This is a genomic window from Streptomyces sp. SM10, assembly GCF_002910915.1.
Classification (GTDB): domain Bacteria; phylum Actinomycetota; class Actinomycetes; order Streptomycetales; family Streptomycetaceae; genus Streptomyces.
Genome location: NZ_NEUF01000177.1, coordinates 24,114 through 48,341, shown reverse-complemented (window position 1 = coordinate 48,341; position 24,228 = coordinate 24,114). Strand labels below are relative to the sequence as shown.

Here is a 24,228-nt window from a genome sequence, read left to right as displayed (position 1 = left end):
GACATCCACACCATCATCGGCCTGGCAGCCTGCGGGGTGGGCGTCGGACTGGGGCCCTCTCGCATGCTGACGGCCCCACGACGGGGCACGTGGTTCTGCGAGGTGACCCCGCGCACGCCGCTGCCCGATCTGGTCCTGTCCTTCAGCGCCCGGGACCGTTCCCCGGCACTGAACGCCTTCCTCGACGTCATCCGCACGAAATGCCCCGACGTCGGTGCCGCGCTCGATCACCGGCTCGGCCCACTGGGACCGCGAGAAGAAGGCGACCGCGACGCGACCCCTCCCTGACATCGCCTCGCCGGGCGAGGGGAAGGCTCCAGGCGCTCCGCCGGGCCAGGACGCCCCTTCAGGCAGCGGCCCGCGCCGGACGAGGAGCCCGTCCTCGATGTCCAGGAGCAGGGTTCTGGTGCGAAGTGGGCGCAGCACCCAGAACGGAGGATCGTTCACACAACTGACCGCTACTGAACGTTACCGCTGCTCATGATCGCGCGGAAGTGCTCACCAAACTGCGGAACCTGCACCTGGAGCGGTTCACAGCCGTGCGGCCTTCAGCGCCATGTGCAGCAGCAGCCGGTCCTCGCCGTCGTTCAGGTCGAGGCCGGTGAGCTGCTGGACCCGGCCGAGGCGGTAGTAGAGCGTCTGGCGGTGGATGCCCAGCTCGGCGGCGGTCCGGCTCGCCTGGCCCGCCCGGTCGAGGAACACCTCGGCGGTGCGGGCCAGTTCCGCGTGGGACGGGGCGAGCAGGGGGAGGACGGCCGGGTCCGGGGCGCTCTCCGGGGGGCGGGGCAGGGCGGTCAGCATGCGGTACGGGCCGATGGCCCCCCAAGCGGCGACCGGGCCGAAGCGGGATTCCGCCGAGGCCGCGCGGGCGGCGGACAGGGCCTCGTGCCAGGAGTCGGCCAGCTCCGCCAGCCCCCGGCGGGGAGCGGCGAGGCCGGCGGTGGCGCCTGGCCCCGCGGCGGTGCGCAGCCGCTCCGCGGCCGTCGTCGCCGGATCCAGGGCCTCGGGGGAGCGGAGCCGGACGAGGGCTGCCAGAGCGTGGACGCCGGCCCCGGGAAGCGTGGTGAGGGCCGCCGCCGACGGCACCATGGGCACGGAGGGGGTCCCGCCGGGCCAGGGGATCACGCACGCCACCGTGTGCAACCCCTCCGCGTCGGAGGTCAGGGCCTCGTGGAGTGCGGCCACCGCCATGTCGCGCTGCCAGCCGCGTCCGGCGACGAGCACCGCGCCGAATTCCCGGGAGAGGTCCGCGCCGGCCCGCTCCTCGTCGGCGAGCAGGGCGCCGATCCGGGCCGCCACGTCCATGGCTGCCGACAGCTGCCCGTCCGTCGGCCCGGGCTCCGCGTCCAGCAGCCACACGTAGCCCAGGACGACACCCCGATGGCGTACCGGCAGGCAGACGCGGTCCCGGAACACCCCGGCCTCCGGGGCGGCCGGGATCCGGACCGGGCCCGTGGCGCGGGTGATCCCGAAGCCCTCGAACCAGGCACGCACCGCGGGGGTGGAGCGCCGGGTCAGGATCGAGCGGGTGCGGACGGGGTCCATGGCCGTGTCGTCGTCGCTGTCGTGGGCCCCGAACGCGACCAGCCCGAAGTCGCGGTTCTCCAGGGTGGCGGGAGCGCCGAGCAGCGCGGAGATCTCGTCGACCAGCTCCTGGTAATCGCCCTTCACCCCGCCATTCTCGCACCCCTTCAGACATATGTCTGAGATCCAGTACACGGATGCGTGACAGCTGTCGATGGCACGTGATTGCGGGGGTCCCTAGATTTCACAGTGGTTCTCCGTGCCGTCCCGGTCCGTTCACACGCGTACCGGTCCGGCCTCGTTCGTACTCCGTGGAGGTGCCCCGTGCTGGGTCCCGTGATTCTCGCCGCGTCACGCAGCGACAAGATGCGTCGTTTCATCTCGGCCGCGCCCGGCACCAAGCAGGTCGTCGACCGCTTCATCGCCGGTGAGAGCGTCGACCAGGTCGTCCCGGTCATCGAGGACGCCGCCTCCAAGGGCCTCGAGGTCACCCTGGACGTCGTGGGTGAGGACATCACCACCCCCGAGCAGGCCGCCGCCGCTCGTGACGCCTATCTGGAGCTCGTCGGCCGTCTGAAGGAGCTCGGGCTCGGCGCCCGCGCCGAGATGTCCGTCAAGCTCTCGATGTTCGGCCAGGCCCTCCCGTCGCCCACCACCACCCTTGACGGAGATCCCTCCGGGCTCGCCCCCGCATTCCCGAACGGCCACGAGCTGGCCCTCGCCAACGTCCGCCCCGTCGTCGAGGCCGCCGCAGCGATCGGCACCACGGTCACGCTGGACGCCGAGGACCACACCACCCTGGACTCGATGTTCGCCATCCACGAGGAGCTGCGGAAGGACTTCCCGCAGACCGGCTGCGTGATCCAGTCCTACCTGTTCCGCACCGAGGCCGACGCCCGGCGTCTCGCCGCCGCGGGCAGCCGCGTCCGCCTGGTGAAGGGCGCCTACAAGGAGCCCGCCTCCGTCGCGTACCAGAGCAAGCCGGAGATCGACAAGGCGTACGTCCGTATCCTGAAGACGCTGATGCTGGGCGAGGGCTACCCGATGATCGGCTCTCACGATCCCCGTCTCATCGCCATCGGCCAGGAGCTCGCGCGCCAGGCCGGGCGCAAACTGGACGAGTACGAGTTCCAGATGCTGTACGGCATCCGCAGCGCGGAGCACATCCGGCTCGCCGCCGAGGGCCACCGGATGCGCGTCTACACGGCGTACGGCACCGACTGGTACGGATACTTCATGCGCCGCCTCGCGGAGAAGCCGGCCAACCTGCTGTTCTTCGGCCGCTCCGTGCTCACCAAGGGCTGACGCGTTCGGCCGCGGCTCGAACCACAGGGCCGCAACCAGGCTGAACCAGGGCGGACCCGCCCGGCCGACCACCCACCTCAACCAAGGAGACAAGGCACTCATGGACGCTGTCACCCAGGTCCCCGCGCCGGTCAACGAGCCGGTCCACTCCTACGCCCCCGGCAGCCCCGAGCGCGCCCGCCTGGAGGCGAAGCTCGCCGAGCTCGGCCAGAACCCGATCGACCTGCCGATGACCATCGGCGGCGAGAAGCGCATGGGCGGCGGCGAGCGCGTCGACGTCGTGCAGCCGCACAACCACAAGGCCGTCATCGGCACCTTCGCCGGGGCCACCGAGCAGGACGCCCAGGACGCCGTCGACGCGGCCCTCGCCGCCGCTCCGGCCTGGCGCGCCATGTCCTTCGACGACCGCGCTGCCATCATCCTGCGCGCGGCCGAGCTGCTGTCCGGCCCCTGGCGCGAGACGCTGGCCGCCTCCACGATGCTCGGCCAGGGCAAGACCGCCCAGCAGGCCGAGATCGACTGCCCCTGCGAGCTCGTCGACTTCTGGCGCTTCAACGTGCACTACGCGCGCCAGATCCTCGCCGAGCAGCCCCCGGCGAACTCCCCCGGCGTGTGGAACCGCATGGACCACCGCCCGCTGGAGGGCTTCGTCTACGCGATCACGCCGTTCAACTTCTCGGCCATCGCGGCGAACCTGCCCACCGCGCCCGCCCTCATGGGCAACGTCGTGGTGTGGAAGCCGTCCCCGACGCAGACCCACGCCGCCGTGCTGCTCATGCAGCTCCTGGAGGAGGCCGGGCTGCCCAAGGGCGTCATCAACCTGGTCACCGGTGACGGCATCGCCGTCTCCGAGGTCGCGCTGAACCACCGCGACCTGGCCGGTGTCCACTTCACCGGCTCGACCCCCACCTTCCAGCACCTGTGGAAGACGGTCGGCAACAACATCGCCAACTACCGCACCTACCCGCGCCTCGTCGGCGAGACCGGTGGCAAGGACTTCGTCGTCGCGCACCCCAGCGCCGACCGCGCCGTGCTGAAGACCGCGCTGACCCGCGGCTCCTTCGAGTACCAGGGCCAGAAGTGCTCCGCGTCCTCCCGTGCGTACGTCCCGGCCTCCATCTGGAACTCCGGCTTCAAGGAGGAGTTCGCGGCCGAGGTCGACTCCATCACCATGGGTGACGTCACCGACCTGTCGCACTTCATGGGCGCCGTCATCGACGCGCGTTCCTTCGCCAAGAACAAGGCCGCGATCGACCGCGCCGCCGCCGACCCGACGTGCACGGTCGTCGCGGGCGGCACCTACGACGACTCCGTCGGCTACTTCGTCCGCCCGACCGTCATCGTCTGCGACGACCCGGCCAACGAGGTCTTCACCACCGAGTACTTCGGCCCGATCCTCGCCGTCCACGTCTACGAGGACGAGAAGTACGACGCCATGCTGGAGCAGATGGAGTCGGTCTCCGACTACGCGCTGACCGGCGCCGTCATCTCCAACGACCGCGCGGCGGCCGCGTACACGATGGACAAGCTCCGCTACGCGGCGGGCAACTTCTACATCAACGACAAGTCGACCGGTGCCGTCGTCGGCCAGCAGCCCTTCGGCGGCGGCCGCGGCTCGGGCACCAACGACAAGGCCGGGGCCCCGCAGAACCTGCAGCGCTGGACGCTGACCCGCGCCATCAAGGAGACGCTGGTCCCGCCGACCGACTACACCTACCCGCACCAGGGCTGACCGCCCCGGGGCGCCCCCTCCGGGCGCCCCGCCCCCGCACTCCGCCTCCCGGCCGGCTCCCCCCGTGCCCGCCGGGAGGCGGTTTCCGTTCCCGGGCCGCCGGACGCCCCGTGCGGCCTCAGCCCTTCACGGTGAAGCCGGCCCGCAGGAGGGCGTCGTCGCGCGAGGACGGGCCGACGAGCAGCTCGAAGGCGCCCGGCTCGACGACGCGCCTGCCCGCCGCGTCCACGAGGGTGCACTCGGAGACCGGCAGTTCGAGCACCACCTCGCGGGACTCGCCGGGCGCGAGCGTCATCTGCCGGTAGGTCTTGAGCTCCTTCTCCGCCCACGTCACCGACGTCACGGTGTCGCTGACGTACACCTGCACCGTCTCCACGGCCGGCCGCGCGCCGGTGTTGTGGACGGTGACGCGCGCCCGCAGTGTGTCGCTCTCGCCGACACTCGCCGTGAGCATCTCCAGACCCGAGTACACGACGGTGGTGTAGCTCAGGCCCTCGCCGAACACGAAGGCCGGACGCTGGGTCAGGTCGGCGTACCGGGAGCCGTGCTGGCCCCGGATCTGGTTGTAGTACGTCGGCTGCTGACCCGCGTGGCGGGCGAAGGAGAGCGGCAGGCGTCCGGTCGGCTCGACGATCCCGAGCAGCAGCTCGGCCACCGCCCGGCCGCCGAGCATGCCGGGGTTGGCCGCGTACACGATCGCCGAGGCGCCGAGCACGGACGGCGGCAGGACCAGCGGCTTGGAGCTGATGACCACGACGACCAGCGGCTTGCCCGTGGCGGCCAGGGCGTCCAGCAGCGCGAGCTGGTCGCCGACGAGTTCCAGGGTGGCGGTCGACTTGCCCTCGCCGACCAGCTCGATGCGGTCGCCGACCACGGCGACGACGTAATCGGCGGCCTCGGCGGCGGCGACCGCCTCACCGATCAGTGCGGCGTCCGGTTCGGCGGGGATGACCACCTCCGGGCGGGGCTGGCCGTCGGGGAAGAACTGCCCCTCCGGGTCAGCGCCCACGTCGAGGATCCTGGCGCCCCGCGCGTGCGAGACCGTCCAGCCCGCGGGCGCGTGCTCGCGGAAGCCGTCGAGGACGGTACGGATCATGGCGCGCGGCTGGCCCTCCGGGAGCCAGTCCACCTGGCCCGAGGAGCCGGCCCAGTCGCCCAGCTGGGTCTGCGCGTCGTCCGCGTTCGGCCCGATCACCGCGACCGTGCGGGGGGCGGGGGCCCCGGCGGCCCGCCCGTCGTCCCCCGCCGTGAAACCGCCGGCCAGCGGCAGCGCGCCGTCGTTGGTCAGCAGCACCAGGGAGCGCCGGGCCGCCTCCAGGTTCAGTGCGGCGTGCCCGGCGCTGCCGATGATCTCGGCCTGGCGGGCGGTGTCGGGTCGGCGCGGGTTCTCGAACAGGCCGAGCTCGAACTTGAGCGTCAGCACGCGGCGCACGGCCGCGTCGATCTCGGCCTCGCCGAGGGTGCCGTTCCCGACCGCCTCCAGGGCGCCCTCGAAGAACCCCTCGGTCGCCATCACCATGTCGTTGCCCGCGCGGACCGCCGCCGCCGCGGCCTGGGCGTAGTCGGCGTACACCTTCTGCTCCCACACCATGCGGCCGACGTTGTCCCAGTCGGTCACGAGGGTCCCGGTGTAGCCCCACTCCTCGCGCAGCACGTCGTTGAGCAGCCAGTCGTTGACCGTGATCGGCACGCCGTCCATGGACTGGTAGCCGAGCATGAACGTCCGGCAGCCCTCCCTGGCGACCCTCTCGAACGGCGGCAGGAACCAGGACCGCAGCTTGCGCCGCGAGATGTCCGCCTCGCTGGCGTCCCGGCCGCCCTGCGTCTCGGAGTACCCCGCGAAGTGCTTGGCCGAGGCCAGGACCGCGGTCGGGTCGGCCAGGCCGTCGCCCTGGTACCCGCGCACCATCGCCGACGCCAGCTCCCCGATCAGATGGGGGTCCTCGCCGAAGGTCTCGCTGACCCGGCCCCAGCGCAGGTCCCGGGTGATGCAGAGGACCGGTGAGAACGTCCAGTGCACGCCGGTCGCCGCGACCTCCACCGCCGTGGCCCGCGCGATCCGCTCCACCAGCTCCGCGTCCCAGGTGGCGGCCATGCCGAGCTGGGTGGGGTAGATGGTGGCGCCCTCCCAGAAGGAGTGCCCGTGGATGCAGTCCTCCGCGACCAGCAGCGGGATGCGCAGCCGGGACCGGTCGGTCAGCTCGGCGGCCTCCAGGACCCGCTCGGGCGAGGTGTGCAGGATCGACCCCACGTGCAGGTCCTCGACGAAGTGCCGCACCCCTTCCTTGGCGTTCAGCTGGAGCATCTGGCCGACCTTCTCGGGCAGCGTCATGCGCCCCAGGAGGTCGGCGACCCGCTCCGCCACGGGGAGCGAGGGGTCGAGATAGGGCAGGGAGGGGGACACGGGGGGTCCTTTCGCGACACGGTTCGCTTCACCATAGAGTCAATACCGACCACCTGGTAAGTATCTCCCGGGATCGGGATCCCCGGGGACGGAATCCGCCGGAGGTCGCACGCACGGGAATCCGATGTACCTAAGAGCCGGCCGGACGACGCCGGCGGACCGGGAGAGTGGCCAGTGACGGCCGAAGCGACCCGCGGCTACGCGAAGGGCCGTGCGAAGCGGCGCGAGATCCTCGACCAGGCCATGTCCCTGTTCGGCGAGGCCGGCTACCGGGGTGCGTCGCTCCGGGTGATCGCGACCCGGTGCGGCATCTCGCACACCGGCCTGCTGCACCACTTCCCGACCAAGGAGGCGCTGCTGCTCGCGGTGCTCGAACGCCGTGACGACGTGGACGACGAGTGGCTCTCGCTCGGCGGCACCACGGGCGTGCGGCGGCTGCGCAGGTTCGCCGAGCTGGCCGAGCTGAACGCGACACGGCGGGGGATCGTCGAACTCTTCTCGGTGGTGTCCGCCGAGGCGACGGCCGCCGACCACCCCGCCCACGGCTACTTCGTGCGCCGCTACGAGAACTCGGTCGCGGGTGCCCGGCTCGCCTACACGCAGGTGCGTCTGGAGGGCGCGCTGCGGGCCGGTGTCGCACCCGACGACGCGGGGTCCCAGCTCATCGCGCTGATGGACGGACTCCAGGTGCAGTGGCTGCTCAGCGACTGCACCACGGACATGGCCGGCACCCTGCGCGCGCACATCGAGGCCCAGCTCACCGTGGATCTCTGAGGCTCGCGCCGTCCCCTCGGGCGGGGCGCGGCCGTGCCGCCGTCTCAGATAGTAGGAAGTCCGAGTATCTGTAGAGACAGACAGGCCCGGCTGACCTAACTTTGTAGGAGCCGAACGAATCGCTGATCCAGCGACCGGCGTGTGTGAGCGTGCCCGAAGCAGGCAACCCCTGCGGCATCGGCTCCCCGCCCCTTCAGGCGCTTCGAAATCCCGATCCCGACATCCGTATGCGCGAAGTCCCGATCCCGAAATCCACGCGATCTCAAGGAGTCGATCCCTCATGGCCGAGACCACTGTCCGCCGCGTCCGCCGTACCCCCCGCCCCGCCGAGTCGGAGCGTAAGAACGCCGCCGCCGCCCTGCAGCGCGCCCTCGACCGCCGGGACAACGGCGGCTCCACGGGTCACTGAGGGTGAGGCCCACCCCGTGGTGACCGTGTCCGGACCGGCACGGCATGTCCGTATCGTGGACGTCGAATGTCATGGGGTGGGACGGAAGGCTAGGGTGCCTCTATGTCTCGCAGCATCGATCTCGCAGTGATCCCCGGCGACGGTATCGGCCAGGAGGTCGTCACCCAGGGCCTCAAGGTTCTCAACGCTGTTCTCCCGCAGGACGTGAAGCTGGAGACCAAGGAGTACGACCTCGGCGCCCAGCGGTGGCACCGCACCGGTGAGACCCTCCCGGACGCGGAACTCGAAGCCCTCAGGGGCCACGACGCCATCCTGCTCGGGGCCATCGGCGACCCGTCGGTGCCGTCCGGCGTGCTGGAGCGCGGGCTGCTGCTGAAGCTCCGCTTCGCCTTCGACCACTTCATCAACCTGCGGCCGTCGAAGCTCTTCCCGAACACCGCGACCCCGCTGGCCGGCCGCCCCGAGATCGACTTCGTCGTCGTCCGCGAGGGCACCGAGGGCCCGTACACGGGCAACGGCGGTTCCCTGCGCACCGGCACGGAGCACGAGGTCGCCACCGAGGTCAGCGTGAACACCGCCTACGGCGTCGAGCGTGTCGTGCGTGACGCCTTCGCGCGTGCCGCCGCCCGTCCGCGCAAGAAGCTGACGCTGGTCCACAAGAACAACGTCCTCGTGTACGCCGGCCACCTGTGGAAGAACACCTTCGACAAGGTCGCCGCCGAGTACCCCGAGGTCACCACCGACTACCTGCACGTCGACGCCGCGACGATCTTCTTCGTCACGCAGCCCGAGCGCTTCGACGTCATCGTCACCGACAACCTCTTCGGTGACATCCTCACCGACCTCGCCGCAGCCGTGACCGGCGGCATCGGCCTGGCCGCGTCCGGCAACATCAACCCGACGGGCGCCTTCCCGTCCATGTTCGAGCCGGTGCACGGCACCGCGCCCGACATCGCGGGCCAGGGCAAGGCCGACCCGACGGCCACGATCCTCTCCGTCGCCCTCCTGCTGCGCCACCTCGGCTACGAGGCCGAGGCCGTGCGCATCGAGGAGGCCGTCTCCGCCGACCTCGCGGAGCGTGACGGACAGCACGCGCGCACCACCGACGAGATCGGCGACGCGCTCGCGGTACGCGTAGCGAGCTGACCCGACGCCTCCACTTCGAAGCCGCCGGGTCGCAACCGCACCCGGCGGCTTCACCTCGCGGTCTCCGGGTGCCACCATCGACCCCTGGACCGCGTTCTCGCGTCGCCCTCGAGCGTCACCGCAATCGCACCATTTCGTGCAGAGCCGCCCCCGGGAGATAATCGAACGGGGCCGCGGCTCGCGGTAGAGCTCGGACGTCCTACAACCTGCCCGGCAAGCCGCCGGGGGGAGCGGGCGTGAGCGCGGTCCCTCACACACAAGACCGGTGAAGGACACGCACTCATGACGAAGCCCACGATCGAGCTCAAGCCCTCCTCGAACCCGCTGTCCGACGCGGAGCGCGAGGCGATCCTGGCCAGCCCCGGCTTCGGCCGCTACTTCACCGACCACATGGTGACGATCCGCTGGACCGAGGGCCGCGGCTGGCACGACGCCCAGCTCGTGCCCTACGGGCCGCTGTCGATGGACCCGGCCAACATGACCCTGCACTACGCGCAGGAGATCTTCGAGGGCCTCAAGGCCTACCGGCAGCCCGACGGCACGGTCGCCACCTTCCGCCCGGAGGCCAACGCCGCCCGCTTCCAGCGGTCCGCCGCACGGCTCGCGATGCCCGAGCTCCCGGCCGAGACCTTCATCGAGGCCTGCGACGCGCTGGTCCAGCAGGACCGGGCCTGGGTCCCGGCGCACGGCGGTGAGGAGTCCCTCTACCTGCGCCCGTTCATGATCGCTGCCGAGGTCGGTCTCGGTGTCCGGCCCGCCAACGAGTACCTCTTCCTCGTCATCGCCTCCCCGGCCGGTGCCTACTTCCCCGGTGGGGTGAAGCCGGTCTCCATCTGGCTCTCCCAGGACCGGGTCCGCGCCGTGCCCGGCGGCATGGGCGACGCCAAGACCGGCGGCAACTACGCCGCCTCCCTCCTCGCCCAGGCCGAGGCCGCCGCGCAGGGCTGCGACCAGGTCGCCTACCTCGACGCCGTCGAGCACAAGTGGGTCGAGGAGCTGGGCGGCATGAACCTCTACTTCGTGTACGGCCAGGAGGACGGCAGCAAGCGCATCGTCACCCCCTCCCTCACCGGCTCGCTGCTCGCCGGCGTCACCCGAGACTCCCTGCTCACCGTCGCCCGTGACCTCGGTTACGCCTCCGAGGAGGGCCGCGTCTCCATCGACCAGTGGCGCGCCGACACCGAGAACGGCACCCTCACCGAGGTCTTCGCCTGCGGCACGGCCGCCGTGATCACGCCCGTCGGCACCGTGAAGTCCGCGGACGGCGAGTGGACCCAGGGCGACGGCACCCCCGGCGAGGTCACCCTCAAGCTGCGCGAGCGCCTGCTGGACATCCAGCGTGGCATCGCCGAGGACACCCACGGCTGGATGCACGAGCTCGGCTGACCGCCGCTCCCGCCCACGAAGGCCGCGCTCCCGCACAGGGGGCGCGGCCTTCGGCGTTCCCGCGTGTCCGTCCACCCGGCCGTTCGCCGGTCCAGGTTTCGAGCGCCGCTCAAACCTGGTTAGAGTGACGCTCGAAACCAGGAGGTGTACGTGCGACTGACCCCGACCGAACGCGACCGGCTGCTGCTCTTCGGGGCCGCCGAGCTGGCCCGGGCGCGGCGCGCCCGGGGCCTGCGGCTCAACGTCCCCGAGGCGACGGCGCTGATCGCGGACACCGTCTGCGAGGCGGCCAGGGACGGACGCAGGCTGGCCGAGGCGATCGAGGCCGCCCGGGCCGTCCTGGGGCCGGACGACGTGCTGCCCGGCGTGGCCGACGTGGTCACCGAGGTCCATGTGGAGGCCGTGTTCGACGACGGTTCCCGGCTCGCGGTCGTCAGCGACCCGCTCGCCGGAGGCACGCTCGGCGACGAGGCCCCCGGGGCGCTGCTCCCCGGTACCGCGGTGCCCGAGACGCAGCCCGCCGTGCGGCTCACCGTCCGCAACACCGCGACCGTCCCGGTCAGCGTCACGTCCCACTTCCACTTCTTCGAGGCCAACCCCCGGCTCCACTTCGACCGCGCGGCGGCGTACGGGATGCGGCTGGGCGCGCCGGCCGGGTCCTCCGTCCGCTTCGGCCCGGGGGAGACCGTCGAGGCGGCGCTCGTCCCCATCGGGGGCGACCGGATCGCGATCGGCTTCGCCGGACTCGTCGACGGGCCCCTGGACGCGCCGGGTGCCAAGGAGGAGGCGCTGCGCAGGGCTGCGGCCTGCGGCTACCTCGGAGCGGAGGAGGAGAACTGATGGATCCCTACGAGTACGCCTCCGTGCACGGGCCCCGCGCCGGGGACCGCGTCAGGCTCGGCGACTCCGGGCTGACCGTCCGCGTGGAGTCCGACGCCCAGAAGCCGGGGGACGAGTTCCTCGCAGGCTTCGGCAAGACGGCCCGCGACGGCCTCCACCTCAAGGCCGCCGCGGTCCGGGACACCTGCGACGTGGTCATCAGCAACGTGCTGGTCATCGATGCCGTGCTGGGCATCCGGAAGGTCTCGGTCGGCATCCGCGAGGGCCGTATCTCCGCCATCGGACGGGCCGGCAACCCGGACACCCTCGACGGGGTCGACGTGGTCGTCGGCACGGGAACCACCATCGTCTCCGGGGAGAACATGATCGCGACGGCCGGAGCAGTGGACCCCCATGTCCACCTGCTCTCTCCACGCGTCATGGAGGCGTCCCTGGCCTCCGGTGTCACCACGATCATCGGCCAGGAGTTCGGCCCGGTCTGGGGCGTCGGGGTCAACTCCCCCTGGGCGCTTCGCCACGCCTTCAACGCCTTCGACGCCTGGCCCGTCAACATCGGCTTCCTGGGCCGCGGTTCGTCCTCCCACGAGGCCCCGCTGGTGGAGGCCCTCGCCGAGGGCGGCGCCTGCGGCTTCAAGGTCCACGAGGACATGGGCGCCCACACCCGGGCCCTGGACACCGCCCTGCGGGTCGCCGAGGAGCACGACGTCCAGGTCGCCCTGCACAGCGACGGGCTGAACGAGTGCCTGTCCGTCGAGGACACCCTGAGCGTGCTCGAAGGCCGCACGATCCACGCCTTCCACATCGAGGGCTGCGGCGGCGGACACGTGCCCGACGTCCTGAAGATGGCGGGCGTCCCCCACGTCATCGGCTCCTCCACCAACCCGACCCTCCCCTTCGGCCGGGACGCCGTCGCCGAGCACTACGGCATGATCGTCTCCGTCCACGACCTGAAGACCGGCCTCCCCGGCGACGCCGCCATGGCACGCGACCGGATCAGGGCCGGGACGATGGGCGCCGAGGACGTCCTGCACGACCTCGGCGCCATCGGCATCACCTCGTCCGACGCGCAGGGCATGGGCCGGGCCGGGGAGACCGTACGCCGTACCTTCGCCATGGCGGCGAAGATGAAGGCCGAACTCGGCCCGATGGAGGGCGACGGCCCCGGCGACGACAACGCCCGGGTGCTGCGCTACATGGCCAAGCTCACCATCAACCCCGCCATCGCCCACGGCCTCTCCCACGAGATCGGCTCCGTCGAGGCCGGGAAGCTCGCCGACATCGTCCTGTGGCGCCCCGAGTTCTTCGGCGCGAAGCCGCAGCTGGTCCTGAAGTCCGGCTTCCCCGCCTACGGGGTCACCGGTGACCCCAACGCCGCCACCGACACCTGCGAACCCCTCGTCCTCGGGCCGCAGTTCGGCGCGTACGGCGCCACGGCCGCCGACCTCTCCGCCGCCTTCGTCGCCGAGGCCGCCACCCAGCTGGGTTCCGATCTGATGCCCACCCGCCGCCGCCGGGTGGCCGTCCGGAACGCGCGCGGCATCGGCCCCGCCGACCTGCGCCTCAACTCCCGTACCGGGCAGGTCGGCGTCGACGGTGAGACCGGACTCGTCACCCTCGACGGCGACCCGCTGCGCTCGCCGGCCGCCGACTCCGTCTCCCTCAACCGCCTCTACTTCCTCTAGGGCCGCCGTGACCTTCCGCATGCCGCCCGAATGGGCACCGCACGAGCGCACCTGGATGGCCTGGCCCGGCCCCAACCCCACCTTCGCCACCGCCGCGGAGCTCGACGAGGCCCGCGCCGCGTGGGCCTCCGTCGCCCGCGCCGTACGCCGCTTCGAACCCGTCACCGTGATCGTGGGGCCGGGCCAGGAGGACAGCGCCCGGGCGCTCCTCGGCCCGGACGTCGAGACAGCCGTACGCCCTCTCGACGACGCCTGGATGCGGGACATCGGGCCGACCTTCGTCGTCGACGACGAGAGCGGACAGCCGGCCGGGGTGGACTGGACGTTCAACGGCTGGGGCGGTCAGGGCTGGGCCCGCTGGGAGCACGACCGGCACATCGCGCGGGGCGTCGCCGAGCTGGCCGGATTCCCCGTGCACAGCTCGCCGCTGGTCAACGAGGGCGGTGCGATCCACGTCGACGGCGAGGGCACCGTCCTGCTCACCGAGACCGTCCAGCTGGGTCCGGAGCGCAATCCCGGCTGGACCCGGCAGGCCGTGGAGGACGAGATCCACGCCCGCCTCGGCACCGAGAAGGCACTCTGGCTGCCGCGCGGCCTCGCCGGGGACTACGGCACGTACGGCACCCTCGGCCACGTCGACATCGTCGCCGCCTTCGCCCGCCCCGGTGTCGTCGTCGCCCACGTCCAGCCCGATCCCTCCCATCCGGACCACGCGATCACCCGGGAGACGGTCCGGATCCTGCGGGCCGCCACCGACGCGCGCGGCCGCCCGCTGGAGGTGGTGGAGATACCGGCGCCCACCGCTCTCCGCGACGCCGACGGCGCGTGGGCCGACTACTCCTACATCAACCACTACCTCTGCAACGACGGGGTGGTCCTCTGCGCCTTCGACGACCCGAGGGACGAGGAGGCGGCAGCCGTCTTCCGCGACCTCTTCCCCGGCCGTACGGTGACCCCCGTCGACGCCCGTACGATCTTTGCCGGTGGTGGAGGCATCCACTGCGTCACGCAGCAACAGCCCAGGACCGGAAGACCGTGACCCGTACCCCGCGCCGTCGCAACATCGCCCCGCCCAGGGAGGACGTGCTCGCCGCCGTCATGGCCACCGTCGCCGAACGCGGGCTCGACGGGCTCACCATGGCGGGGCTCGGCCGCGAGGTGGGGATGAGCAGCGGGCACCTCCTCTACTACTTCCGCACCAAGGACGAGCTGCTGCTGCAGACCCTGGAGTGGAGCGAGGCGCGGCTCGGCGCCGAACGCACCGCCCTGCTCCGCGGCCCCGGAACCGCCCGCGAACGGCTCGACGCCTACGTCGAGCTGTACGTGCCCGACGGCCACCGTGACCCGCACTGGACGCTATGGCTGGAGGTCTGGAACCGCTCGCAGGACGCCGGTGAGGAGGCCCGGGCCCGGCAGGCCGCCATCGAGGGCGCCTGGCACCGGGACCTGACGGAACTGCTGGCCGACGGCATCGGCCGCGGGGAGTTCCCCGCCGTCGACACGGACCGGGCCGCGACCCGGCTGCGCGCCCTGATGGACGGGTTCAGCGTGCACGTCACCGTCGGCATCCCCGGGACCGGACGGGAGCAGGTCCTGGACCAGATGCGCCGGTACGCGGACGAGACGCTCGCGCGCCCCGCCGCCGCCCCCCGTGCGACGGACGTCACGCCCGCATCCTGAGACGGGCCGGGACGCGGGAGGGGCGCTGTGCCAGACTGCGTGCGTGTCCTCGTTCGCCATGATTATCGGCAGCAGGCGCGCCGGTCCGCAGTGACCGTCCCGTACCACCACGTACGGAACGGACATCGTGCCCCAGACCCGCGCGCAGACCTCTCGCACCCGCGAGGGGTTTTTTCGTTTTCCGGCCCACACCACGGCCGGAGCGAGGCACGCGAGATGATGGGGGCAAGTGGAGCCGATTCGTCCGGATCCGCTCACCCGACAGGAGTCAGATCAGCATGACCACCAAGGCCACCGCCCCCGACGACACGTTCCATGTCTTCGACACCACCCTGCGCGACGGTGCGCAGCGTGAAGGCATCAACCTGACGGTCGCGGACAAGCTGACCATCGCGCGGCATCTGGACGACTTCGGCGTGGGCTTCATCGAAGGCGGCTGGCCCGGCGCCAACCCACGCGACACCGAGTTCTTCGCCCGCGCCCAGCAGGAGATCGACTTCGAGCACGCCCAGCTCGTCGCGTTCGGCGCCACCCGGAGGGCCGGCGGCAAGGCCTCCGAGGACCCGCAGGTGCAGGCGCTCCTGGACTCGGGCGCCCCGGTGGTCACGCTGGTCGCCAAGTCCCACGACCGCCATGTGGAACTGGCCCTGCGCACCACGCTGGAGGAGAACCTGGAGATGGTCCGCGACACCGTCTCCCACCTCCGGGAGCAGGGCCGCAGGGTCTTCGTCGACTGCGAGCACTTCTTCGACGGCTACCGGGCCGACGCCGAGTACGCCAAGTCGGTCGTACGCACCGCACACGAGGCCGGCGCCGACGTGGTCATCCTCTGCGACACCAACGGCGGGATGCTCCCGGCCCAGGTCCAGGCCGTCGTCTCCACCGTCCTCGCCGACACCGGAGCCCGGCTCGGCATCCACGCCCAGGACGACACGGGCTGCGCCGTCGCCAACACCCTGGCCGCCGTCGACGCCGGGGCCACCCACGTGCAGTGCACCGCCAACGGCTACGGCGAGCGGGTCGGCAACGCGAACCTCTTCCCCGTCGTCGCCGCGCTGGAACTCAAGTACGGCAAGACCGTCCTGCCCGAGGGCGCGCTCGCGGAGATGACCCGGATCTCGCACGCCATCGCGGAGGTCGTCAACCTCACGCCCTCGACCCACCAGCCCTATGTGGGTGTCTCCGCCTTCGCGCACAAGGCCGGACTGCACGCCTCCGCGATCAAGGTCGACCCGGACCTCTACCAGCACATCGACCCGGAACGCGTCGGCAACACCATGCGGATGCTCGTCTCCGACATGGCGGGCAGGGCCTCCATCGAGCTCAAGGGCAAGGAGCTCGGCATCGACCTGGGAGAGGACCGCGCGCTCGTCGGGCGCGTCGTCGAGCGGGTCAAGGAGCGCGAGCTCAAGGGCTACACCTACGAGGCGGCCGACGCCTCCTTCGAACTCCTCCTGCGCGCCGAGGTCGACGGCAGGCCCCGCCGCTACTTCCGCGTCGAGTCCTGGCGGGCCATCGTCGAGGACCGCCCCGACGGCTCCCACGCCAACGAGGCGACCGTGAAGCTCTGGGCCAAGGGCGAGCGGATCGTCGCCACCGCCGAGGGCAACGGCCCCGTCAACGCCCTGGACCGCGCGCTGCGCGTCGGTCTGGAGCGGATCTACCCGCAGCTCGCCAAGCTGGAGCTGATCGACTACAAGGTCCGCATCCTGGAGGGCCGCACCGGTACCGACTCCACCACCCGGGTGCTGATCACCACGGGCGACGGATCCGGTGACTGGGCGACGGTCGGCGTGGCCGAGAACGTCATCGCCGCCTCCTGGCAGGCGTTGGAGGACGCCTACACCTACGGCCTCCTGCGGGCCGGGGTCGAGCCGACCGACTGACGGGGCCGGCCACCGGAGGTGCCGTCCCCGGACGGCACCTCCGGTCCGCCTCCCGACCCGGGCACGGACGCGGCGCGCCCCCGGGCGGGGAGTGCCGGCCGCGTCCGCGCACGTGCTCCCACACACTGGAGGCCGTGGTCATGGCAGCGGGGGAGCAGGTCGAAGGATGAGTGCGTATCACATCGTGGTCACCGTCGGACCGTCGTCGTCACGGGCGCCTTCGCGGCCTTCGTGACGCTCGTGCGCACCATGGTCCGGCGGCGTCCGTACGTCTCTCCGGCGCCGACGTGCGGGGCGCTGAGGGACTCCCGCCTCGTCGTCCGCCGCGCCCGACCTCCTCGCGTGCGTGGGTGCGGTATCCGTCGAACGAGCGTGAGTGAACGGCACGTTGTGTGTCCGCGTCAAGAGGTCCAGGGCATTCAAGAAGTGAACGAAAGGGCTTCCGGAGCTGCTTCGATCATGGGTACGGACCAATCTCGGTGTGAAGTATTGACGGCTCTGTTCCAGCGCGGTTAACTCCAGCCGCAACGCCGGTACCGGTTCCGGAACCGGTACCGAAGCCCGCCGACCCCCCTGTCCTGCCTTGTCCCCGGAGGCCCCGATGCGTGTCACCATCGCCGATGTCGCCCGTGAGGCCGGCGTCAGCAAGACGACCGTGTCACGGGTCATCAACCTCAAGGGCGAAGTGGACGGTTCCACGGCCGCCCGTGTTCGTGAAGTGATCGCAGACCTCGGCTACGTACCCAGTTCCGGCGCCGTGGGACTGGCGCGTGGCCGCAGTCGTACGGTCGGCCTGCTGGTGCCGTCGTTCACCTGGCCGTGGATGGGCGAGGTGCTCCAGGGGATCGTCGACACGGTCGAGGCCGCCGACTACGGGCTGCTGCTCTTCACCTGCACCCGGGGGGCGGAGTCCGTCAAGCGCTTCACCACCCAGGTGTCGGCGCGCGCCTTCGACGGGCTGGTCGTCGTCGAGCCCGAGAACACACTCGACCAGCTCACCGAACTCCACCGCTCCGGACTGCCGATCGTGCTGATCGACGACCGGGGGCACCATCCCGAATTCCCCTCCGTCGTGACCACCAATCACGAAGGAGGAGCGTCCGTCGCCCGTCATCTGCGGGCCGCTGGGCGCACCAGACCGCTGGTCGTCACGGGCCCGAAGCACTTCGGCTGCGTACGCGACCGGCTCGCCGGCTTCCGGTCGGTCCTGCCCACCGGGCTGGTCGTGGACGGGGACTTCACCGAGAGCCGAGGCCGGCTCGTGGTGGAGGAACTCCTCGCTGCCGGGACGGAGTTCGACTCGGTCTTCGCCCACAACGACATCAGCGCGGCCGGGGTCCTGCGTGCACTGAGAGCCGCCGGCCGCCGCGTACCCGACGACATCGCGGTGGTCGGCTTCGACGACATCCCGATGGCCGAACACACCGAACCGCCCCTCACCACCGTGCACCAGCCCACCCGGCAGATGGGGGAGGCGGCTGCCCGCCTGCTCCTCTCCCACCTCGGCGGCACCGCCGTACCGGACGGACCGGTCGTGCTGCCCACCGAACTGGTCGTGCGCCACTCGGCGCCGTAACGGACCCGGCCCCGCCGGTCACCCGCCCGCATCCCCGAACCAGCCCCACCGGTACCCGCACCACCCGCACCCGCGCGTCGAGCGCTGCCCACACCGCCGGATCTCCCAGACCCGCAGTCCTCCTGGAGTCGCCATGTCCGTACGCCGTCGTCACACTCTGAGAGCGCTCTCAGTCGCCACCGCCGTGGTCGCGCTCGCCGCAGGCTGCTCGTCCGCCAACTCCGGCGCCAACAAGGGAGGCGGAGCCGGTGCCTCCGGCGTACTGAACCTCGGGAAGCCCGACGGGCCGCAGACGAACAACAGCAACCCGTTCCTGGCCACCTCCGCGAGCGCCACCCTCGGCTACCGGTACATGATCTACGAGCCGCTGGCCATGACCAACATGATCCGCCCCACCGACAAGGCGGACCCGTGGCTGGCGACCGCGTGGGACTGGGAGTCCAACTTCACCAAGCTCACCTTCACGCTCGACGAGCGGGCCAAGTGGGCGGACGGCAAGCCGCTGACCGCCGAGGACGTCGCCTTCACCTTCGAGCTGCTGAAGAAGCACCCGGCGCTCAACGGCAACGGCATCCCGTACGACGGCGTCGCCGTCGAGGGCAAGAAGGTCGTGCTGACCTTCAAGGACTCGCAGTTCGTCAACCAGAACAAGATCATCTCGACCTATGTCGTGCCCAAGCACATCTGGGAGAAGGTCGAGAACCCGGAGACCTGGCCCAACCGCACCCCGGTCGGCTCCGGCCCGTACAAGCTGAAGACCTTCACCCCGCAGACCACCACCCTGACCGCCACGCCCACCTACTGGAAGGGCGAGACCAAGGTCAAGGAGCTGCGCTACAGCACCTACAACGACAACAGCGCCGCGACCACGGCCCTGGCGAACGGCAAGCTCGAGTGGTCTTTCGTCTTCATGCCGAACTACAAGCAGCTGTACGTCGCCAAGGACCCGGAGAACCACAAGCTCTGGTTCCCCTCGGGCCTCGGCATCCACGGCCTGTGGTTCAACACCGCCCGCAAGCCGTTCGACAACCCGGCCCTGCGCAAGGCGATGGCCATGGTCATCGACCGCAAGGCGATCCACGTGCAGGCCCAGGCGACGCTCTACCCGGAGATCAGCAACCCGACCGGCATCCCGCTGCCCGCCGGTGAGCCGTTCCTCGCGCCGGAGTACAAGAGCGCCACCACGGCGCCCGACGTGGACGGCGCCAAGGCGCTCCTCAAGGACGCCGGCTTCAAGCTCAGCGGCGGCGTCCTGAAGGACCCGGGCGGCAAGCCCGTGGAGCTGACCTTCACCGACCCGGCCGGATGGAACGACTACATCACCGGGCTCTCGATCATCAAGGACAACATCAAGCAGCTGGGCATCGAGGCCAAGGTCAAGACCCAGACCGCCGAGGCCTGGACCAACGACGTCGCCGCCGGCAACTTCGACGCCACCCTGCACTGGACCAACAGCGGCGCCACGCCCTACGACATGTACCAGAACATCATGGACGGGGCGATCCTCCAGCCCATCGGCAAGCCCTCCCAGCTCGGCAACTTCGGCCGCTTCAAGAGCCCCGAGGCGACCGCCGCGCTGAAGGAGTACGCCAACGCCACCGACGACCCCACCCGCACCAAGGCCATGAACGCGCTGCAGAAGATCATGGTCGACCAGGCCCCGGTCGTCCCGACCGCCGCCGCCCCCATCGGTGCCGAGTACTCCACGAAGCACTGGGTGGGCTGGCCCACCGAGAAGGACCCGTACGCGGCACCGCAGCACACCCAGCAGGACGCGCTGGAAGTCGTGCTGAACCTGAAGCCCGCCAAGTAGGCACGGGGAAGAACCGACCATGACCACCGAACAGTCCGCAGACGTGCGCACCGAGAACGACGTGGTGCTCGAAGCACGCGGAGTCACCAAGCACTTCCCCGTACGGCGCACCGCCGGCGACATGGTCGCCCGCAGACGCCGCACCGTCCACGCCGTCGACGACGTCTCGCTGAAGCTCCGGCGCGGCACCGTCACGGCGCTGGTGGGGGAGTCGGGCTCCGGAAAGTCCACCGTCGCACGGCTGCTCGCCCAGCTGTACCCGCTCACCGCGGGCGAGATCCACCTGGGCGGGGCGGCGGTGAAGGCCGGGCGTGGCCGGTCCTTCCGCAGATACGTCAAGCAGGTCCAGCTGATCTTCCAGGACCCCTTCGCCTCACTCAACCCGGTGCACACCGTGCGCTACCACCTGAGCCGCGCCCTGGAGATCCACGGCCGGGCGGGGACCGGGGAGGCGGAGCTGGAGACGAACCTGGCCGCTCTGCTCGAACGCGTCCAGCTGACGCCTCCTCATCAGTTCCTGGACAAGTTCCCGCACGAGCTGTCGGGAGGGCAGCGCCAGCGCGTCGCGATAGCGCGCGCGCTCGGCGCCGACCCCCAGGTCCTGCTCGCCGACGAGCCGGTGTCGATGCTCGACGTCTCGATCCGGCTCGGCGTCCTCAACCTCCTGCGCGACCTCAAGGAACGCCTGCACCTGGCGATCCTCTACATCACCCACGACATCGCGTCCGCCCGCTACTTCGCGGACACGACCCTGGTGATGTACGCCGGCCGGATCGTCGAGGGCGGCGACAGCGAGACCGTCACCCAGCATCCCGCGCACCCCTACACCCAGCTGCTCATCGCCTCCGCGCCGGACCCCGACCGGGTGGCGGACGAGGCGGACCAGGAGGAGACCGGGAGCGGCGAGCCGCCCTCCCTGATCACCCCGCCCGCAGGCTGCCGCTTCCACCCCCGCTGCCCCAAGGCCATGGAACGCTGCCGCACCGAGCTGCCGCCGCGCTTCGACCTGGCCGACGGCCAGTGGGCCGCCTGCTGGCTGTACGACGGCACCACCGCCGAGGGAGCAGCGAAGTGAAGTACGTCCTCCAGCGGCTCGCCTTCTACGCGGTCACCGCGTGGGCCGCCATCACCATCAACTTCCTGATCCCGCGCCTGATGCCGGGCGACCCGGTCGACGCTCTGATGAGCCGCTACCAGGGCCAGCTCGACACCACCGCCATCGCCTCCCTGAAGGCGCTGTTCGGGCTCGACGAGAACCAGTCCGTCTGGTCGCAGTACACCGACTACTGGTCGCACCTCCTCGACGGCGACCTCGGGCTCTCCTTCACCTTCTTCCCGACCCCGGTCGCCGAGGTGATCTCCCAGTCGCTGCCCTGGACCCTCGCGCTGGTCGGCATCACCACCCTGATCAGCTTCCTGCTCGGCACCGGCATCGGCGTCTACAGCGGCTGGCGGCGAGGCTCCTGGCTGGACGGCCTGCTGCCCGTGACCACGTTCATCTCGGCCATCCCGTACTTCTGGCTGGGTCTCATCGCCATCGCCCTGTTCGCGGTGAAGTGGCAGATCTTCCCGGCCGCCGGAGGCTACGACAACTCCCTGGTCCCGGCCTTCGACCGGCCGTTCATCTCCAGCGCGCTCTACCACGGCGTCCTGCCCGGCGTGACGATCGTGCTGAGCGCCATCGCCGGCTGGATCCTCGGCATGCGCAACATGATGGTGACGGTCTCCTCCGAGGACTACGTCATGGTGGCGCAGGCCAAGGGGCTGTCCGAGCGGCGCGTGATGTTCTCCTACGCCGCACGCAACGCCGTCCTGCCCAACATCTCGGGCTTCGCCCTCTCGCTGGGCTTCATCGTCGGCGGCACCCTGCTGGTCGAGATGGTCTTCTCCTACCCGGGCATCGGCTACCAGCTCTTCCAGGCGGTCGGCGCCAAGGACTACCCGCTCATGCAGGGCGTCTTCCTGATCATCACGCTCTCCGTGCTCGCCGCGAACCTGCTGGCCGACATGGCCTACGCCCTCCTCGACCCCCGCACTCGTAAGGAGGCCTGACGACTGTGTCCGCCACCGCCACCGACGTCGCCGTACCGGACGACCCGCCCACCCCCGCCGCGGCCGGCCGGACGAGGTTCCGCTTCCTGCGCGGAGGCAAGACCCGCACCGGGCTGCTGGTCCTCGCCTTCTTCGTGGTCCTCGCCGTGGCGGGCCCCTGGCTCGCCCCGTACGACCCGGACGCGATGAGCGACCAGCTGCTGCAACCGCCCTCCGCCGAGCACTGGTTCGGCACGACGCAGACCGGGCAGGACGTCCTCTCGCAGATCCTGGTCGGCACCCGCGGCGTGCTGCTCGTCGGATTCCTCGCCGGCATCCTGGCGACCGTGCTGTCCGTACTGATCGGGGTCAGCGCCGGATTCCTCGGCGGAGCCGCCGACGAGATCCTCTCGATGCTCTCCAACGTCTTCCTGGTCATCCCCGGCCTGCCGCTGATCATCATCATCGCGAGCTTCGTCGAGGACACCGGGGACCTGCTGATCGCCGTCGTCATCGCCCTCACCTCCTGGGCCTGGGGGGCGCGCGTGCTGCGGGCCCAGACCCTGTCGCTCCGGCGCCGCGACTACGTGGAGGCCGCACGGGCCACCGGCGAGTCCACCTGGCGGATCATCCTCTTCGAGGTCATGCCGAACCTCACCGCCGTCATCGCGTCCGGCTTCGTCGGCACCGTGATCTTCGCGGTGCTCTCCGAGATCACCCTCGCCTTCATCGGCGTCGCCGACATCTCCCACTGGAACTGGGGCACCGTCCTCTTCTGGGCGCAGTCCAACCAGGCCCTGGCCCAGGGCGCGTGGTGGTGGTTCGTCCCGGCCGGGCTGTGCATCGCCCTGCTGGGCACCGCCCTCTCCCTCATCAACTTCGGCATCGACGAATTCGTCAACCCGCGCCTGCGCACGGCGACGGGAGCCTCCCGGAAGGTCCGGATGCGGGTCGGGTTCACCCCGGTGGCCCGTACGAGCACCCCGGCCACCCGCACCGGCGTTCCCAGCAAGGAGCAGAGCGAATGACCGCCGAGCCGATCCTCACCATCAGCGGCCTCAACGTCGACTACGGCACCGGTGCGAGCGGCGTCCGCGCGCTGCGCGACATCGATCTCACCCTGCACCGCGGTGAAGTCCTCGGCCTCGCGGGCGAGTCGGGATCGGGCAAGTCCACGCTGGCGTACTCGGTCACCCGGCTTCTCTCCCCGCCCGGGGTGATCACCGGCGGCGACGTCCGCTACCACCGGCCGGGCGCCGAGCCCGTCGACATCCTCTCCCTCAGCCCGGACGAGCTGCGCGCCTTCCGCTGGCAGGAGCTGTCGATCGTGTTCCAGGGGGCGATGAACTCGCTCAACCCGGTGCACACCGTCCACAGCCAGCTCACCGACGTGCTCAAGGCGCACCGCCCCGCCATGCGCGCCGCCGGGAGGACCGCCCGGGCCGAGGAACTGCTGAACCTCGTCGGCATCTCCTCCGACCGGCTCGCGGCCTATCCGCACCAGCTCTCCGGAGGCATGCGCCAGCGCGTGATGATCGCGATGGCGCTCGCCCTGGAACCCGAGATCGTCATCATGGACGAGCCCACCACCGCACTCGACGTGGTGATGCAGCGGCAGATCCTGCGCAAGCTCGTCGAACTCAGGGAGCGGCTCTCCTTCTCCGTCGTGTTCATCACCCACGACATCTCGCTGCTGATCGAGTTCTCCGACCGGATCGCGATCATGTACGGCGGCCGGATCGTGGAGCAGGCGGGAGCGGCCGAGATCTACCGCGACCCCCGCCACCCGTACAGCGAGGGCCTGCTGCACTCCTTCCCCGCGCTGCACGGCCCCCGGCGGGAACTCACCGGCATCCCCGGATCGCCTCCGCACCTGTCCGCGATGCCCGCCGGCTGCGCCTTCCACCCCCGCTGCGGCAAGGCCTTCGAGCCCTGCGCGCAGCGCGTCCCGGTCCTTGCCGCGCCCGACGCCGGCCAGGACCGCGAAGTGGCCTGCTGGCTGCACCACTGACCAGCCGCACCGCCGCACACCACCCCACA

19 protein-coding genes and 1 pseudogene are annotated in these 24,228 nt (G+C 71.0%); 18 read left to right on the top strand and 2 right to left on the bottom strand.

Annotated features, from left to right (window positions below):
- Positions 1 to 288: pseudogene (locus tag B9S57_RS29575) on the top strand (LysR family transcriptional regulator); the annotation flags it as partial.
- Between the two features lie 243 nt (positions 289 to 531).
- On the opposite strand, the gene B9S57_RS29570 reads toward B9S57_RS29575, so the two are convergent.
- Positions 532 to 1,671: a CdaR family transcriptional regulator gene (locus tag B9S57_RS29570; protein ID WP_103760240.1), complete on the bottom strand. Its 1,140-nt coding sequence runs from the start codon at positions 1,669 to 1,671 to the stop codon at positions 532 to 534.
- A 177-nt stretch (positions 1,672 to 1,848) separates the two neighbouring features.
- On the opposite strand from B9S57_RS29570, the gene B9S57_RS29565 reads away from it, so the two are divergent.
- Complete coding sequence (locus tag B9S57_RS29565) at positions 1,849 to 2,829, top strand: proline dehydrogenase family protein (protein ID WP_103760239.1); 981 nt, start codon at positions 1,849 to 1,851, stop codon at positions 2,827 to 2,829.
- Positions 2,830 to 2,929: 100 nt separating this feature from the next.
- Positions 2,930 to 4,561, top strand: coding sequence for an L-glutamate gamma-semialdehyde dehydrogenase (pruA, locus tag B9S57_RS29560; RefSeq protein WP_103760238.1), 1,632 nt, complete (start codon positions 2,930 to 2,932; stop codon positions 4,559 to 4,561).
- Between the two features lie 118 nt (positions 4,562 to 4,679).
- On the opposite strand, the gene B9S57_RS29555 is transcribed toward pruA, so the two are convergent.
- The gene (locus B9S57_RS29555; protein WP_181011524.1) at positions 4,680 to 6,965 is read right to left on the bottom strand and encodes a glycoside hydrolase family 3 N-terminal domain-containing protein; all 2,286 of its coding nucleotides are present in this window, start codon (positions 6,963 to 6,965) and stop codon (positions 4,680 to 4,682) included.
- Positions 6,966 to 7,139: 174 nt separating this feature from the next.
- Between B9S57_RS29555 and B9S57_RS29550 the strand changes: the two genes are divergently transcribed.
- The 15 genes from B9S57_RS29550 to B9S57_RS29485 all read left to right on the top strand — a co-directional run bounded on the left by B9S57_RS29550 (position 7,140) and on the right by B9S57_RS29485 (position 24,199).
- Positions 7,140 to 7,739, top strand: coding sequence for a TetR/AcrR family transcriptional regulator (locus B9S57_RS29550; protein ID WP_103760237.1), 600 nt, complete (start codon positions 7,140 to 7,142; stop codon positions 7,737 to 7,739).
- Positions 7,740 to 8,019: 280 nt separating this feature from the next.
- Positions 8,020 to 8,148: a hypothetical protein gene (locus tag B9S57_RS36010; protein WP_258036695.1), complete on the top strand. Its 129-nt coding sequence runs from the start codon at positions 8,020 to 8,022 to the stop codon at positions 8,146 to 8,148.
- A gap of 102 nt (positions 8,149 to 8,250) precedes the next feature.
- Positions 8,251 to 9,294 carry a 3-isopropylmalate dehydrogenase gene (locus B9S57_RS29545; protein ID WP_103760236.1) on the top strand — a complete coding sequence of 348 codons (1,044 nt, stop codon included), beginning with the start codon at positions 8,251 to 8,253 and terminating at the stop codon, positions 9,292 to 9,294.
- A gap of 282 nt (positions 9,295 to 9,576) precedes the next feature.
- Positions 9,577 to 10,680, top strand: a complete 1,104-nt coding sequence (locus B9S57_RS29540; RefSeq protein ID WP_103760235.1) for a branched-chain amino acid aminotransferase — start codon at positions 9,577 to 9,579, stop codon at positions 10,678 to 10,680.
- 150 nt (positions 10,681 to 10,830) lie between these two features.
- Entirely contained in the window at positions 10,831 to 11,520 is a 690-nt protein-coding gene (gene ureA / locus B9S57_RS29535; protein ID WP_103760234.1) for an urease subunit gamma, read from the top strand.
- Positions 11,520 to 13,202 (top strand): urease subunit alpha, encoded by a 1,683-nt coding sequence (locus tag B9S57_RS29530; protein WP_103760233.1) that lies wholly within the window; start codon positions 11,520 to 11,522, stop codon positions 13,200 to 13,202. Before ureA ends, B9S57_RS29530 begins: the two co-directional genes overlap by 1 nt.
- Before the next feature lie 19 nt (positions 13,203 to 13,221).
- Positions 13,222 to 14,241, top strand: coding sequence for an agmatine/peptidylarginine deiminase (locus tag B9S57_RS29525; RefSeq protein ID WP_103760232.1), 1,020 nt, complete (start codon positions 13,222 to 13,224; stop codon positions 14,239 to 14,241).
- The gene (locus B9S57_RS29520; RefSeq protein WP_103760231.1) at positions 14,238 to 14,882 is read left to right on the top strand and encodes a TetR/AcrR family transcriptional regulator; all 645 of its coding nucleotides are present in this window, start codon (positions 14,238 to 14,240) and stop codon (positions 14,880 to 14,882) included. The genes B9S57_RS29525 and B9S57_RS29520 overlap by 4 nt, the downstream gene beginning before the upstream one ends.
- A 278-nt stretch (positions 14,883 to 15,160) precedes the next feature.
- On the top strand, positions 15,161 to 16,768 hold the full coding sequence (cimA, locus tag B9S57_RS29515) for a citramalate synthase (RefSeq protein ID WP_103760230.1): 1,608 nt from the start codon (positions 15,161 to 15,163) through the stop codon (positions 16,766 to 16,768).
- A gap of 601 nt (positions 16,769 to 17,369) precedes the next feature.
- Positions 17,370 to 18,344 (top strand): LacI family DNA-binding transcriptional regulator, encoded by a 975-nt coding sequence (locus B9S57_RS29510; protein WP_103760229.1) that lies wholly within the window; start codon positions 17,370 to 17,372, stop codon positions 18,342 to 18,344.
- A 133-nt stretch (positions 18,345 to 18,477) separates the two neighbouring features.
- Complete coding sequence (locus B9S57_RS29505) at positions 18,478 to 20,157, top strand: ABC transporter substrate-binding protein (protein WP_103760228.1); 1,680 nt, start codon at positions 18,478 to 18,480, stop codon at positions 20,155 to 20,157.
- A 19-nt stretch (positions 20,158 to 20,176) separates the two neighbouring features.
- Complete coding sequence (locus B9S57_RS29500) at positions 20,177 to 21,232, top strand: ABC transporter ATP-binding protein (RefSeq protein WP_103760227.1); 1,056 nt, start codon at positions 20,177 to 20,179, stop codon at positions 21,230 to 21,232.
- Positions 21,229 to 22,209, top strand: a complete 981-nt coding sequence (locus B9S57_RS29495) for an ABC transporter permease (protein WP_103760226.1) — start codon at positions 21,229 to 21,231, stop codon at positions 22,207 to 22,209. The genes B9S57_RS29500 and B9S57_RS29495 overlap by 4 nt, the downstream gene beginning before the upstream one ends.
- Before the next feature lie 5 nt (positions 22,210 to 22,214).
- Positions 22,215 to 23,216 (top strand): ABC transporter permease, encoded by a 1,002-nt coding sequence (locus B9S57_RS29490; RefSeq protein ID WP_103760225.1) that lies wholly within the window; start codon positions 22,215 to 22,217, stop codon positions 23,214 to 23,216.
- Entirely contained in the window at positions 23,213 to 24,199 is a 987-nt protein-coding gene (locus tag B9S57_RS29485) for an ABC transporter ATP-binding protein (protein ID WP_103760224.1), read from the top strand. Before B9S57_RS29490 ends, B9S57_RS29485 begins: the two co-directional genes overlap by 4 nt.
- The last annotated feature ends 29 nt before the right edge of the window (positions 24,200 to 24,228 follow it).